Source organism: Pyxidicoccus xibeiensis (assembly GCF_024198175.1).
Taxonomy (GTDB): domain Bacteria; phylum Myxococcota; class Myxococcia; order Myxococcales; family Myxococcaceae; genus Myxococcus; species Myxococcus xibeiensis.
The window spans coordinates 1,652,718-1,666,511 of record NZ_JAJVKV010000001.1; the positions used below are offsets into that span (position 1 = coordinate 1,652,718).

General features: G+C 70.6%; 11 protein-coding genes. 6 read left to right on the forward strand and 5 right to left on the reverse strand.

The genetic code is table 11. The features are described 5' to 3' along the window. Positions 1–29 precede the first annotated feature (29 nt). From LXT23_RS06670 to LXT23_RS06680, 3 genes are all read left to right on the forward strand, one after another. A complete protein-coding gene (locus LXT23_RS06670; protein WP_253979218.1) occupies positions 30–1,658 on the forward strand; it encodes a trypsin-like serine protease in 1,629 nt (542 codons plus the stop codon). Between the two features lie 57 nt (positions 1,659–1,715). Then, on the forward strand, positions 1,716–4,151 hold the full coding sequence (locus LXT23_RS06675; RefSeq protein WP_253979219.1) for a hypothetical protein: 2,436 nt from the start codon (positions 1,716–1,718) through the stop codon (positions 4,149–4,151). Between the two features lie 146 nt (positions 4,152–4,297). Continuing rightward, positions 4,298–5,092, forward strand: a complete 795-nt coding sequence (locus LXT23_RS06680; RefSeq protein ID WP_253979220.1) for a DUF4142 domain-containing protein — start codon at positions 4,298–4,300, stop codon at positions 5,090–5,092. On the opposite strand, the gene LXT23_RS06685 is transcribed toward LXT23_RS06680, so the two are convergent. The 3 genes from LXT23_RS06685 to LXT23_RS06695 all read right to left on the reverse strand — a co-directional run bounded on the left by LXT23_RS06685 (position 5,093) and on the right by LXT23_RS06695 (position 7,988). Then, entirely contained in the window at positions 5,093–6,511 is a 1,419-nt protein-coding gene (locus tag LXT23_RS06685) for a protein kinase domain-containing protein (protein ID WP_267146677.1), read from the reverse strand. A 155-nt stretch (positions 6,512–6,666) separates the two neighbouring features. Further along, on the reverse strand, positions 6,667–6,987 hold the full coding sequence (locus tag LXT23_RS06690) for a pilus assembly protein N-terminal domain-containing protein (RefSeq protein WP_253979221.1): 321 nt from the start codon (positions 6,985–6,987) through the stop codon (positions 6,667–6,669). A 98-nt stretch (positions 6,988–7,085) separates the two neighbouring features. Then, positions 7,086–7,988 carry a sigma-70 family RNA polymerase sigma factor gene (locus LXT23_RS06695; RefSeq protein WP_253979222.1) on the reverse strand — a complete coding sequence of 301 codons (903 nt, stop codon included), beginning with the start codon at positions 7,986–7,988 and terminating at the stop codon, positions 7,086–7,088. 260 nt (positions 7,989–8,248) lie between these two features. Between LXT23_RS06695 and LXT23_RS06700 the strand changes: the two genes are divergently transcribed. Further along, positions 8,249–9,439 carry a tetratricopeptide repeat protein gene (locus LXT23_RS06700; RefSeq protein WP_253979223.1) on the forward strand — a complete coding sequence of 397 codons (1,191 nt, stop codon included), beginning with the start codon at positions 8,249–8,251 and terminating at the stop codon, positions 9,437–9,439. A gap of 57 nt (positions 9,440–9,496) precedes the next feature. On the opposite strand, the gene LXT23_RS06705 is transcribed toward LXT23_RS06700, so the two are convergent. After that, positions 9,497–10,393, reverse strand: coding sequence for a LysR family transcriptional regulator (locus tag LXT23_RS06705; protein WP_253979224.1), 897 nt, complete (start codon positions 10,391–10,393; stop codon positions 9,497–9,499). A gap of 121 nt (positions 10,394–10,514) precedes the next feature. Between LXT23_RS06705 and LXT23_RS06710 the strand changes: the two genes are divergently transcribed. Next, entirely contained in the window at positions 10,515–11,480 is a 966-nt protein-coding gene (locus LXT23_RS06710) for an alpha/beta fold hydrolase (RefSeq protein WP_253979225.1), read from the forward strand. A 97-nt stretch (positions 11,481–11,577) separates the two neighbouring features. On the opposite strand, the gene LXT23_RS06715 is transcribed toward LXT23_RS06710, so the two are convergent. Then, positions 11,578–11,892, reverse strand: a complete 315-nt coding sequence (locus LXT23_RS06715) for a hypothetical protein (RefSeq protein ID WP_253979226.1) — start codon at positions 11,890–11,892, stop codon at positions 11,578–11,580. A gap of 396 nt (positions 11,893–12,288) precedes the next feature. On the opposite strand from LXT23_RS06715, the gene LXT23_RS06720 reads away from it, so the two are divergent. Beyond that, entirely contained in the window at positions 12,289–13,641 is a 1,353-nt protein-coding gene (locus tag LXT23_RS06720) for an RtcB family protein (protein WP_253979227.1), read from the forward strand. Positions 13,642–13,794 lie beyond the last annotated feature (153 nt).

Consider the following 13,794-nt stretch of genomic DNA (forward strand, 5'->3'; position numbering starts at 1 on the left):
GGCCTTGAGGAGTTCCAGGGGGGAACTTCATGGGCTCTGCCTTTGCGTCGAGGCCCGTACGCCATCGCAGCCGGGGTGGGCGCACGCTCCAGCACACGCTGCTGACCTTCGCCGCCGTGCTGCTCATGCCCGGCGTCACAAAGGCGGACGCGCCGGACGCCGGCGCCACTCCAGCCGGGACTGTCTGGGTGAAGGTCCTGGTCGACGTCTCGGGCAGCATGGGGCTCGGGGTTCCGGATGGAGGGACCCGCTTCGACGTCATCCGGCAGGAGCTCCGGGACCTCGGGAAACGACTGGACGCCGCAGCCTCCCAACACCGTTCCCCGCCGTGCCAGCTCCAGGTCGAGGTCGAAGCCTTCCACGCCGACCCGAAGGTCGTCGACGCCGGCACGCTTGAGGCGTGCCTTCCCTCTCCGGAGCAGGTTGCTTCCGGCAGCTCGGGATTCATCTCACAGCGCTACGAATGGCGCCCTCTACCGGAGGCGGCGCTTGCCGCCGGGCTCAAGTCCCAAGGCCCGTTGACCGATACGCCCCTGAGCAGCGCGTATCAGGCGGCCGCGCAGCAGTTGGCCCGTAAAGGACGCTCCGGGGACGCGCGCATCCTGCTGCTCGCAACGGATGGCGTCCCCAGCTGCCGGCGCAAGGGCCCGGAGTGCGCGTCGGGCTGGTGTGAGTTCGCGCAGGAGCAGCTCCGGGACGAGTTCCGGGAGCAATGGCGCTCGGGCGCCGGGCGAAACGTCTGCTCGGTCGCGGTGCCCCCCCAGCGGCTGGGAGGACTCCAGCACTCCGTGTTCCCCCTGAAGGGCGTGTCGCCGGCATGTGCGCCGTATGCCCGGCAGGCTGACGTGGGCCTGAACGGAGATGGCAGCGTCACGGCCGAGCAGTTGAGCCGCTTGCTGGAGGCAGCGGCCGAGCACGCATGCAAGGAGCCGCCGAAGCCGCAGCCGGCAGTCGAGGTCCCGCCGTGCCCACCAGAGCCTGCCTTTGCCGAGGTGGTCGCGGTGGGACGCGCTGGAAGAAGCCTGTGCTCGGGAGTGCTCCTGACGCCCAGAGCGGTGCTGACGGCCCGGCACTGCGTACCCGCGACCGAGGTCGTCTCTGGAGACTCCGTCATGCGGCCGGCGACTCGCCAGGCCGTGAGCCGCACCTTCCTGCCGTCAGACCGGCGCGTCGACGCGGCAGTGCTCCAGCTCGCGGGTCCCATCGACGCCGAGATTCGCCCCTGGAAGCCAGCGAAGGCCCCCGCCGCCCAGGCTGGCGGAGTGCACGTGGGCTTCGGTGCGTCGACGCCCTCGGGCCGGTTCGGCTTCGGAGACAAGCACGTCACGCTCCTGAGCCTCGTCGACTCAGGGTGCAGTGCCGAGCAGGCGCTTCGCCATGGCTGCAACCCGTCCTTCGAGTGGGCGCTGATGGGCAGCCCTGGCTACGACACGTGCAGCGGGGACAGCGGGGGCGGACTCTACGAGGCCGTCTTCGACGGGAGACGGTGCAAGGACGCCCAGGGGAAAGAGCGGCTCGTCCATGACTGGCGATTGCTGGGCATCACCTCGCGCTCCCTGTCCGGGACGATGTCGGTCTGCGGCGCGGGGGGCATCTACACACGCCTGGATGCGCTCACCCCGTGGCTGGAGCGGGTCCTGACGGAGTCCAGGCTTTAACCGGTTCAACCAACGAAGGGGGGACGTATGAGAAAGACCATTCCATGGGCGCTGCTCATGACGTGGGGCATCGCGACGACGGCAACGGCTGCGGAGCCGCCTGTGGAGGGAGGAAGCGGTTCGTCCCAAGCCGGAGTCGCGGTCGTCGCCGGAACACCCGACGCGGGGCAGACCTCCGCACGGGAAGTCGAGCTCAGTACCAAAGTCGAGGATGGATACATCGCCGCCGACTTCCAGGGTGCCAAGAATGGCGTGAGCAGCGCCGGTGCCCCTGATGCATCCACAGGCGACGAGCTGTTCGAATCGGGTCGCGTCCAGGTGACTCCCGCCATGATGCCGCCGTCCCTGACGAAGCTGAGCTTCGACAAGGTGAAGTGTTCAGGCGAGACAGCCGAAGAGCCGAAGGACCTGGGAGCCCACTTCGACATCGTCTGGGAGCCGCTGGAGCGGGCCCCCCTGGCACGTGACGCCTTTCTGACCAAGGGCTGCTGGCAGGTCTCCCTGCACGCCGTTCCCATCCCCCATGCCACGGCCGCCTTCGTGGATACGTCATGGTCCCGCTTCAAGCTCGTCCAGCAGCTCGGCCAACAATCCAGGGCCGTGCTGTGCGCCTACCGTCAGGTCGCTGCATCGGAGAACAGCGACACGCCATGGCCCGGCGTGAACAGCGGCAAGCCAGCGACTGGCGCGGGGTCGAGTCCAGACGCTCTATGTCCGAGCAGCAGCGGCTGGACTGGCATCCCCATCGTCATCCGCCGCCTCCAGGCAGCCACTCCGCATGACCTGCTGAGCAGGTTCGGGAACAAGGGAGAGGAGTACACCCCACTGCCTTCAGCCAACAGGGCCTTCGGGGTCGACCCGACCACGCTCGTGGACGATGCAATGCAGGCCGTCGCGGACGTCGCGGTCGAAGAAGCCGAGGCCAGAATCCTGCAGGCCACAAACGAACTGCTGACGGAGCGACTGTGCGGCGAGGATTCCGCCAGCTGGCTGACGACGAAACTCGTCGGCGAGAAAGAAGCCCAGCCGCCCGCCAAGCGCACCTTCGACTTGTTCGGCAACACCTGTGAGGCGATCAAGAACGTGCGCCTCCGTGACCTGACCGCTGCTTCCAAGAACCTCCAGCAAGCGCTGCTGAAGGATGGCCTGGCACTCGCGCTCTTCACAGCCCAAGAGCGGCACCTGCAGTGCGCCAAGAAGGACAGCACGCGCTGCTTCTCCAGCTATCTCCCCAAGACGACAGAGACCCAGATGCTGGCGACCGCATTCACCAGCCTTGGTGCGCTGCTGGGAACGGTCGTGCTCGAGCGCAAGGGCGCGTCCCTGGGAGATGCGCAGCTCGTCGTGCGGCAGGCGGTGGGCGCCATCGAGCAGCTCGGCAAGACGCTGCCTGTGGGTGACGCTGCCTACCACCAGAAGCTGGACCTGGTCATCGCGGGCACCACGCTGGCCTTCTGCCATTCCAATGGCCGCTGCGACACCCACTTCATCCGCAACATCCTGGAGTCCCCCGAGAAGTTCTTCAACCTCCCGGTAGAGCACTTCCCCCGTGAAAAGGACCTCGACCGGCTCGTCGATTTCCGCCGGCGCCAGGCCGCGCTCGTCAACATCGTCACGGAGGGGCTCGAGGTCATGTCGCCCAAGACGCAGGCCGACGCCTCGGAGGCCACCCGTCACGCGACCTCCTTCCTCCGCTACACCACGGACTACTGGCTCGAGCACGGCTGTGAGAGCACCGAAAAATCCAATTGCGACACGGAGCGGCAGAAAATGAAACAGCTCTTCGACCTGGTCGATGCGGTCTCGGACCGGGATGTTCCCGTCGCCATCGCTGCCTCCTCCGCCGTGCTCGGCGGCGTTCTGGCGGTAGCGGGCAACACCGGCGAGGATGCAGACCGCAAGCTCCGCATCCAGCGCGTGATGCGCTACGCGAGCGCCATGGCCAGCTATGCGGGGACCTACAGCTCCGCGGACGGCGCGATGGACCCGAGTCGCAACCGCGAGGAGCAACGCCTGGCTCGCAAGCAGGCCCTGCGGAGCCTGGTGGACCTCGGCTCGGACCGGAGCATGCGCAGGCATGAAGTCCTCTTCTCCCTTTCCGTGACGCCGGGGCTGCGCCCTTCATTCATGCTCGTCCCCGGCCGTGAGCGCTTCGCCTTCCAGCCCTCGCTGCCCCTGGGCATCGCCATGACCTATCAGGGAAGCGGTCCCTGGGCATTCTACAGCCAGGTCTTCGGCGCCGACGTGGGGCAGTACGCAGTCGTGGTGGATACCCCCGGGAATGGCTCGAGCACCGCGAAGGCTACGCCCTACAATGCGCTGACGTTCGGTGGGGCGCTCGGGGCGAGCTACAAGGACTTCGTCATCGGCGTGGACGGTCGCTGGACGCCGAGCCTCGAAGCAGGGGGCGGCGACGGGGCGCCTACGCTCCGGCCGGCGGCCTCGCTCGGGTTCCACATCGGCTACCACCTGCCGCTCATCACCTTCAACTGAGCCCAGGGACGTCGGGCTCGACTTCGCTCGAGCCCGGCGCTCCGGGAGCGGGCCGCCCGCCCCTCCGCCTGCCTTCCCCTGGCCTGCCCGGCTTCGCCGTCTCCAACTTCGTGCTGGGAATCCCAGGACGATGAAGGAGGCAGGCAATGAAGCGATGGATGGGTTGGATGCTGATGGGCTCACTCGCGGTCGGCGGCGCGGCCGTCGCGCAGGAGGACTCGAAGCAGGAGGAGCCCTCCGAGGCGCAGCAGGGCACCCAGAACGGGACGGATGACACGCAGGGCATGTTCCGCATGGGCGAGGCGGAGGCCATCGACCAGGGCGAGAGCGTGAAGGACACCACCGGCGGTGTGCAGCAGCAGGGCACCGGCGGCTCCGGCCAGCCCCAGGCCGCTCAGCCCGACGCCGAGGGCGCGAAGCGGATGCAGCAGGGCCTGCTGCCCATCGACACCGACGAGAAGGCCTTCCTCGAGATGCAGCACCACGTGAACCAGATGGAAATCAAGCTGGGCCAGCTCGCCCAGGAGAAGGGCGTCTCGAAGGGCGTGAAGGACTACGGCGCGCGGCTGGTGAAGGACCACGAGGCCGCGGACCTCAAGGTCACCACCTATGCGACGAAGAAGAACCTCCAGCTCGCCCAGCCCCAGCCGGACACCGACTTCGAGAAGGTGATGAAGAACGCCAACGAAGCCGCCCTCACGAAGCTCCAGTCGCTCCAGGGCCCCGCGTTCGACCGCGCCTTCCTGGCCCACATGGTCGGCCAACATGACGCCGACATCGCCACGGTGATGGCGGGCCAGCAGCAGTTCGCCACCAACACCGAGCTGAAGGGCCTGCTCGACTCGGCCCTGCCCACGCTGAAGCAGCACCGCCAGCAGGCGCACAGGCTGCTGGGCCAGGAGGCTCCGCGCCAGGCGCGCTCGGCGCCCCAGAACCGCTGATCACTGCGGCGTCACGGACACGGTGTAGAAGTGATTCTCTCCGCTCCGGGTCCACCCCATCACATGGGTGGCCCCGGCGCTGAGCCCCCTCATCTGAATCCCATCCGGCAGCGCCTTGAGCTCCACGATGTCCGGCTCGCCCACGGCCAGTCGCTCGAGGTCGGGAAGGCGCAGCTTGCGCACCTCACCCACCCGCAGCGTGAGGAACTGATTGCCCGAAGGGTCCGCGATTTCCGCCGGCACCAGCCTCCAGAAGAAGAGGCCCAACCCCAGGACCAGCAGGACCAGGGCAATGGCCAGCCGGAGCCCCACGGGCCGGGCGCGTGATGGCGCCGGGCGGGAGAGCTCCGCGAGCAGCGCCTCCATGGAGGGGAAGCGGTCCTCCGGAGCCGGCGCCAGCCCCCGGGCCAGCGCTGCTTCCAGGTGCGCGGGCAGCCGCTTCCCTCCGCGCGGGGTGCGCTCCCGGGAGAGCCCCGCGGCCTCCGGTAGAGCCGGGCGCTCGCCGTGGAGCGCTTCGTGGAGCGCGACGCAGAAGCTGTACTGGTCGCTGCGCGCGTCCACCGGCTGGCCCGCGCGCTGCTCGGGAGACATGTACGCGGGCGTTCCCGGCACCGCTCCCGCCCGGGTGAGGCCGGGCGCCTCCGTGCCCTCCGGCAGTGCCCGCGTGGCCCGCTCCGGGTGCTCCCACATGGCGAGGCCGAAGTCCGTGACTCGCGCCCGGCCATCCTCGCCGACCAGCACGTTGGCGGGCTTGAAGTCGCGGTGCACCAGCCCCGTCCGGTGCGCCGCCGCCAGCCCTGCTCCCGCCGCGAGGAACAGGTCCAGCACCTCGCGCCAGGGACGCTCGCGCGCTCGCAGCCAGCCGGAGAGCGTCGCGCCCCGCACCAGCTCCATGGCCAGGTAGTCCCGCCCGTCCGCCGTGCCCAGCTCGAAGATGGGCATCACGTTGGGATGGGACAGGCGCGCCATCGCCTGCGCCTCTCGCAGCAGCCGCGCGCGGGCTTCCGCCTCCGCGCCCTTCCTGACCTGCCGCAGCAGCTTGAGCGCCACCCGCCGCCCCAGCCTCGGGTCCTCCGCCGCGTACACCATGCCCATGCCGCCCGAGCCCAGCAGCTGGCGGAGGACGTAGGGCCCCAGCCGCGTGCCTTCGGGGAGCAGGGGCTCGCTTCCGGCCTCCGCTCCCGCAGGCGCTCCCGCCGACGCTCCGGTGGCCAGCCACGTGGACGGCTCCGTGCCGAGCGGGCCCGGCCGCGAAGCCCCGGCCGCCACCGCCGCCACCAGCGCCCGGCAGTCCGCGCAGCTGTCGAGGTGCTCCTCCACCGGCGGCACCCGCGTCGCGAGCAGCGCCCCCACGGCGAAGCTCGCGAGCACGTTCTCGTCGGGACAGGCTGTCGGGTCGCGGCGGTGCACCGGTCGCATGGCTTGCCTCACATCATCCCAGTCCAGCTTCGTGACGCAAAGGCGGGGTCCGGACGCGTCCGGCGGCTTGCTGTTCGGAAATGTCGGGACATTTCGCGGCGCAAAACCCCCGACATTTCCGAACAGGGACCACACGTGGCGGGGGGCGGGGGGCCTCAGCCCTTCACGACGATGCGGTACACGGTCATGTCCTGCTTCGGCCCACTCCACAGAATCAGCGTCGTCTCACCCGACGTGAGGGCGGTGACTCGCAGGGTGTCGTCCCCCGTCAGCTCGACCTTGGCAATCTCGGGGTCTCCCAGCGCGACTCGCGTGACTCCCTTGATGCGCAGCGTGTGCGCGCCGCCCTTCTTCAGGGCCACCACCTCTTCGTGAGCCGACTCCGTCTTCGGAGCGTTGTCCTTCTCGGACGAGCGCGCCAGTGCCGTGCCCGCGACCGCCAGCGTGAACAGGGTGATGCCGATGCCATGCCGCATGTGTGTGTCCTCCAGGTCGTGCTTCCACCTTCAACCGGAGGACACCGGCCATTTCCCCGTGTTGCACGCACGGGCGAAGAAAGTCCGAGGCCCCAGGGCTACCCGGGCTCGCGCAGCAGCGAGGGCAGGCTCAGGTCCAGCTCGCCCTGCACCGCGCGCATCAGGCTGTGCAGCTCGCCGGAGGACAGCCGGAGCCGCTCCGCCAGCCGCTGCCGCGCCCCGGCCAGCAGCGCCTCCCGTGCCTTCGCCACCTGGCGCGACACGGTGGACTTGTGCGTCTGGTACATGGCGCCGATGCGCTCCAGGCTCAGCCCCTCCACCAGGTGCAGGCGCAGCAGCGTGCGCTCACGGGTGGGCAGGGCCGCCAGCGCCTCGGTGAGCGCCGCCTGGAAGTCCTCGCGGTGGTGCCGGCGCAGGTAGTCCAGCTCCAGGTCCGCTTCCGGGCCCGCCGCCTCCATGAGCGGCCCCGCCTCCGCGTCCTCCTCCGCCCGGGCCCGGCGCCCCTCCGCGCGCTGGAGGTTGAGGGCCGTGCGCACCGCCGCCGCGCGCAGCCAGGCCACCAGGGGGCCTCCGCCCTCGTAGTCGGCCACCCTGGGCGGGCGGCCTCCCTCCGCGACCAGGAGCCGCTCGCGCAGGAGCTGGAGCACCTCGGCCGCGTCCGCGCCCCGCACCCGCGCCACCGACTCCGCCGCCCGTGGCAGGACGTGGCGCTCCAGCGCGGCGTGTGCGGCGGGCTCGCCTCGCGCGCAGGCACAGGCCAGGTACAGGTCCGCGGCGTGCATCGCGGCGAGCCCCCCGGCCACGTCGTCTCCGGGTAGCAGCCGCTCGGCGAGGTGGCGCAGGAAGGCCTCCTCCTCCAGGGGCACCTCCGGCCACGCCTGTCGCCCTGCGTCGTACAGCGACGCCAGGACGGCCTCCAACGCGCTCACGTCCGGGGGGACGCGGGCCTCGGGGCGCAGGTGCTGGACGAAGAGGTGGGACCGGCTCCGCTGCGTTCGCATGCTCGCCTCCACCGGCTGGCACCCGGCTGGGACTTTCCTTGTTACAGCGCCCTTCGGCATTTCTACAGGGTCCGGGAGCGGCGTCCTCCGCGCCGCACGCATCCACCCACGCACCCCGGTGCCTCGGCGCGCACGGTGGGTGACAGGAGGCTGGCTCGCCGGGTGGGGATTCCGCCCTGCATTGGACCTTTCAACGGCTCTGCACTTCCCGGCACGCCGCCTGCTTTCAAATACAGCGCACTGGCCATGGGGGACGGGCGATGGGCGAGCGTGAGCTGATGAAGTTGAGGGAGCTGAAGGAGGCCGCGCACGCCCTGTTCGCGCGTGGGCGCTACGCCCAGTGCGCGGAGACCTACGCGCGCATCCTCCGGCTGGCCCCGAAGGACCCGAACGTCCGGGTGCGGCATGCCGAGTCCTGCCGCCGCGCGGGGGACCGGCAGTCGGCGGTCGCCTCCTACCGGGCAGCGGCGGCGCTGCTGATGGAGCAGGGCTGCGAGTCGCGGGCCCGGGGGGCGCTGCGCGCCGCGCTCGAGCTGGATCCGAAGGACCCGACGATTCACGCGGACCTGGCGCGGCTCGGCCAGCAGGCGGCGCCGTCCACCACGCTGGAGGACGAGCGGCTCTACACCGCGGGGGCCACGGGCTTCTTCCAGCGGCAGGACGCGGCGGCCGACGCCGGGGCACGAGGGAACCTGGGCCAAGCCCCGCCTCCGCCGCCTCCGCCGTATGTGCTCCTCGCCGCCGAGGAGACTCCCGTGCCGAGGCCGCTTCCGCCCGTGCCCGCCATCGCGCCGGTGAGGGTGGAGGCGCTGCAGCGCGCGGCGGGACGGCCTGCGTCGACGCTGGCGCCCATTCCGTTGATCCACGCGATTGGACCGGCCAGGCCGGGCCAGCAGGTGCCCAGCCCCCTGCCCGTGGTGCAGGGACGGCTCATCACCCAGGCGCCGGTGCCTCCGCCTTCCGCGCGGGGGCCGGGGGCTTCGCCTGTCGTGAGCGTGGCGGGGTCCGGGGTGCCGGCGGCCGCGGTGCCACATCCGGGTCGTCCCGCTGGAGCAGTGGGGGCGCCTGCCTCGAATCGACCGGCGGGCGCGACGATGGCTCCGCTGCCTCGGGCTGGAGTGGCCTCGGGACAGGGTGGCGATGCCCACTCGGCGCTGCTGACGATGGTGCCCATGCCTCAGGGCGGTGCTGCTTCAGGAGTCGGTGGAAGCGCTCGCGCTGCCGGTGCTCCGCCGGCGCAGGTCATGCCGTATCGCCCGGAGATGCGCCGCCTGGGGCCGAACGCGGTGGCGCTCCGGGTGTCGCCTCATGCGCGCTGGGTCATCATCCGCTCCGACAGCCCGCTGGAGGTGAGCCGCGCCGAGACGCTCCCGGCGACGCTGGAGCAGCAGCCGCGAGGGCCGTTCGCTCCTGAGCCGCGTACCGAGAATCCCGCCTCCACCCGGCACTGATTCGAGCTGCGGCCGGGGCCGGGCTCCGCTTGCATGGAGCTGAGGGGTCCTCTGCTGTCACGACACCTCGGCGAGCAGCTGGGCCAGGAAGTCGCCGAACACCTTCACCTTCGGCGGCGTGGGTCGCGCGGGCGGCCACACCAGCCACATGGCTCCACGCTCCACCGAGTGCTCGGTCAACAGGGGCCGCAGCGTTCCCGCCGCCAGCTCCGGCAGCGCCATCAGGTCGATGATCTGCCCCACCCCGAGCCCCGCCTTCGCCGCCTGCAACACCGCCTCGCCGTTGTTGAACGTGAAGGTCTCCGGGATGCGCGGCACGGGTGCTCCCGGCTCCTGCCGCAGGAACCAGTCCTCGAGGCGCCCCGTGGAGGTGAACCGGAAGCGGATGCAGTCATGCCGCGCCAGGTCCTCCACCGTGCGCGGCACGCCTCGCGTCTGGAGGTATGACGGCGCCGCGCAGAGGATGAAGCGCTTCGGCTTGAACCGGCGCCGCATCAGCCGCGAGTCCGTCAGCTCGCCACAGCGCACCGCCGCGTCCAGCCCGTCTCCCACGATGTCCCGGACGCGGTCGTCCAGGTCCAGGTGCAGCTCCAGTCGCGGGTACGCCTTGCGGAACCTCGGCAGCGCGGGAATCAGCAGCCGCAGCGCCACGAACTCCGGCACGCTGACTCGCAGCTTTCCCTGGGGCGCGCGGTGCTCCCGCGCGAGGTCCGTCTCCGCCTCGCGCAGCTCGTCGAGGATGCGCACGCACCGCTCGTAGAACCGCGCACCCGGCTCGGTGAGGTGCATCCTCCGCGTGGTGCGCTGGAACAGCCGCGTCCCCAGCCGCTCCTCCAGCCGCGCCACGCTCTTGCTCGCCGCCGATGGCGTGATTCCCAGCGAGCGCGCCGCCTCCGCGAACCCGCGCGCCTCCGCGACGCGCACGAAGACTCCGATGGCCGAGAGGCTCTCCATCCGCCCTGCCTCCTGTCGATGACTCTATTCAGGACTCCGGAGTCACGAGTGAGATGCCAGGGACACCTGTTTCGCGCACGCCTTTTCCACCGCATGAATGCTCGCGGAGGAATCGAACCCCATGACTCACGCCCGCTCGTCTCCCACCGTCTCCCGCCGCCTCGTGCTTCAGGCAGGCGCCGCGCTTCCCCTCGCCGCCTGCGCGGCGCGCCCTTCCACGGATGCGCTTCCCGCCGCTCCGGCCTCGCCTTCGACTGCTGCTCCGGCCTCGCCTTCGTCCACCGCGCCAGCTTCCGCGGCCTTCTCCCATCACCGCTTCACGTCCGCGGACGGCACGTCGCTGTCCTACTTCCGCAAGGGCACCGGCCCCGCGCTCGTCTGGGTCCACGGCGCGCTCAGCCTCTGGAGCGACTGGCGGGACGTGGCCGAGCGCCTGTCCCCCCACTTCACCAACCACGTGCTGGAGCGGCGCGGGCGCGGACAGAGCGGCGACTCGCCCCGGTACGCGCTGGAGCGCGAGGTGGAGGACGTGCTCGCCCTGATGAAGCTCGCCGGCCCGGACGCCGCGCTCTTCGGCCACTCGTTCGGCGGCGTGCTCGCGCTGGAGGTCGCGCGCCAGGTGGCGCCCGCGAAGCTCCTCGTCTACGAGCCGCCCCTGCCCGTCACCCAGCCTGTGTCCGGTCCCTTCCTGGAGGAGTTCAAACAGACGCTCCAGCGTGAAGGGCCGGACGCGGCGCTCGTGCTGTTCAACCAGAAGCTCCTCTTCACGCCCCCCGCGGAGCTGGAGGCGTTCCGACAGTCGCTGGTCTGGTCGCGCCAGGTCGGGATGACGGCCGGCTTCACCCGGGAGCTCGAAGCGCTGGAGACGCTCCCGCTCGGGCTGGACCGCTACCGGCAGGTGACGACGCCCACCCTGGTCCTGCTGGGCGATCAGAGCACGGAGGTGCTCCTCGCCCAGCCGTGCCGTGCGGTCGCGACGACGCTGCCGAACGCGCGCCTCAATGTCCTCGGGGGACAGGGCCACGTGGCCCATGTCACCGCGCCGGACCTGCTGGCCCGGGAGGTCCTCGCGTTCCTGCGCGGATGATGCGTATTTAGAGACGATGTACCCCGACGGCCCTGGCGGCGGCTCCCACCAGGGTCATCCAGGTGCCGAGCGCGCCTCGACGGGCGCGCCCGCGGTCCTACATCGCCACCGACTTCTTCGGGTCGATCTGCTTCTTCTTCTCGGGCGCCTGAGCCTTCGCCGGGGCCTCGGCCTCGGTGGCCGGCAGCTGCGCCTTCACCGGCGCCTCGCAGTGGTCACCCTTGCGAGCCGGGTGGCAGTGCCGGATGCCGTACACATGGTGGCAACCGCACGGGTCCACGCGCTTCTTCGCGCAGACGGCCGGGTTGAACACCGGGGCCGCCACCTGCTCCGGCTTCTGCTGCTCCTGCTTCTGCTCTACCGGCGCCGTCTGCAGCGCCACCGCCAGGAAAATCCCACCCATGAACCCCATCGCCCACCCCCTACCTGGATGCTGAGCAATGGATGGGAATGAAGGCAGAACGCCGCAAGTCCCAGGCAGATCGGAATCGTGCGGTTCGCACGAGAGCCGACTCTCGCCCGGCCGTCCTCGCGTGCGCGACGCGGACCTGCCTCACCACCAAGGTGCGATGCCGCCGTCGTGACGGCAACATCGCCCGCGCCACGAAGGGTCCACGGGAACCCCCGCGGCGCGTACTCCCGGGCCGCGGGGCGGGCGCTCCTCAGAGGGAAATTCCGCGAAATCGCTCGCCTTCCCGCCTGCCCTGCCAGCATCCTCCGTCAGCGCCGGGCGCTCGGAGGCGTTGGTCAGCTTCCTCAGGACGCTCCCGTCCCTCCCGCGTGTTCACCCCTGTCGGGGAGAAAAGCCATGAGCTGGAAGCAACGTCTGGAGAAGGCCGCCGAGGGCCACTACGTCCTGCCCAAGACGAAGACCATGAAGGTCGACGCCGACCTGTTCCTGTCCGACAAGCTCCTCTGGGGCGAGGGCCCGGAAGCGCCGGGCCTGGAGGACGCCGTCTTCGACCAGGTCGTCAACGCCGCGTCCTTCCCCGGCGTCACCCGCGTGGCCGTCACGCCCGACTGTCACGTGGGCTATGGCGTGCCCATCGGCACCGTCGTCGAGACGGACGGCATCCTGCTGCCCACCGCCGCCGGCTATGACATCGGCTGCGGCATGGTGCAGCTGCAGACGACGCTCACCGCCGAGGACGTCGCCGACGCCGCCAAGCGCCGCAAGTGGATTGACGAGGTGACGAAGCGCATCGCCGTGGGCGTGGGCGCCAGCCGCGTGCAGAAGCAGCGCAAGGTGACGGACCGCACCTTCGCGGACGTGGTGCGCCACGGCGCCAAGGCCCTGGGCCGTGGCTCCTCCATCACCGAGCGGGACTTCATCCCCGTCGAGGACGACCGGGTGGACATCCCCGAGCGCGCCTACGGCAAGCGCGACCAGCTGGGCAGCCTGGGCGGCGGCAACCACTTCACCGAGATGCAGGTGGACCAGAACGGCCGCGTCTGGGTGATGCTCCACACCGGCAGCCGCGGCTTCGGGTGGAACATCGCCAAGCACTTCTTCGTGGAGGGCGCCGCGCAGCTGGGCCTCAAGCGCCACAGCGAGGACTCCGTCTGGCTGGACGCGGAGAGCGCCCTGGGCCGCGAGTACTGGAACCTCCACAACATGGCCGCCAACTTCGCCGTGGCCAACCGGCTCATCATCGGCGAGGCCGTGTGCTCCGCGCTCGAGGACGTCTTCGGCGGCACCGCCAGCGTCTATTACGAAATCTCCCACAACCTCATCCAGAAGGAGGCCGGGAAGTTCGTCGCGCGCAAGGGCGCCACGCGCGCGTTCCCTGGCGGCCACCCCGCGCTCAAGCGCACGCCGTGGGAGAAGACGGGCCACCCCATCCTCATTCCGGGCTCCATGGAGACCGGCAGCGCCATCCTCTTCGCCGAGCAGGGCGCGGAGAAGTCCATCTACTCCGTCAACCACGGCTCCGGCCGCCGCCTGTCGCGCGGTGAGGCCCGGCGCGTGCTGGACCAGAGCGTCACCGACAAGCGCATGGCCGAGGCCGGCATCCTCCTCAACACGCGCACCACGCCGCTCGACGAGTCCGGGCCCTGCTACAAGAACCTGGACGACGTGCTGGAGACGGTGGAGATGGCTGGCCTCGCCAAGGTCGCCTACCGCCTCAAGCCCGTTGCCTGCATCAAGGGCGCGGACTGAGGCTCCTTGAAGTCTTGCTGGGAGCGCTGGGAATCCCGGGCTCCTGGGCCTGCCCGCCCGCTGGTTTCGGGGTGGGTAGGGCGCTACTCCCCAGGTGTGGAGAAGGACAGCGACTGGGGGGAGGGGCCGTGGGGCTCGTGGGGGCGGCCAGGG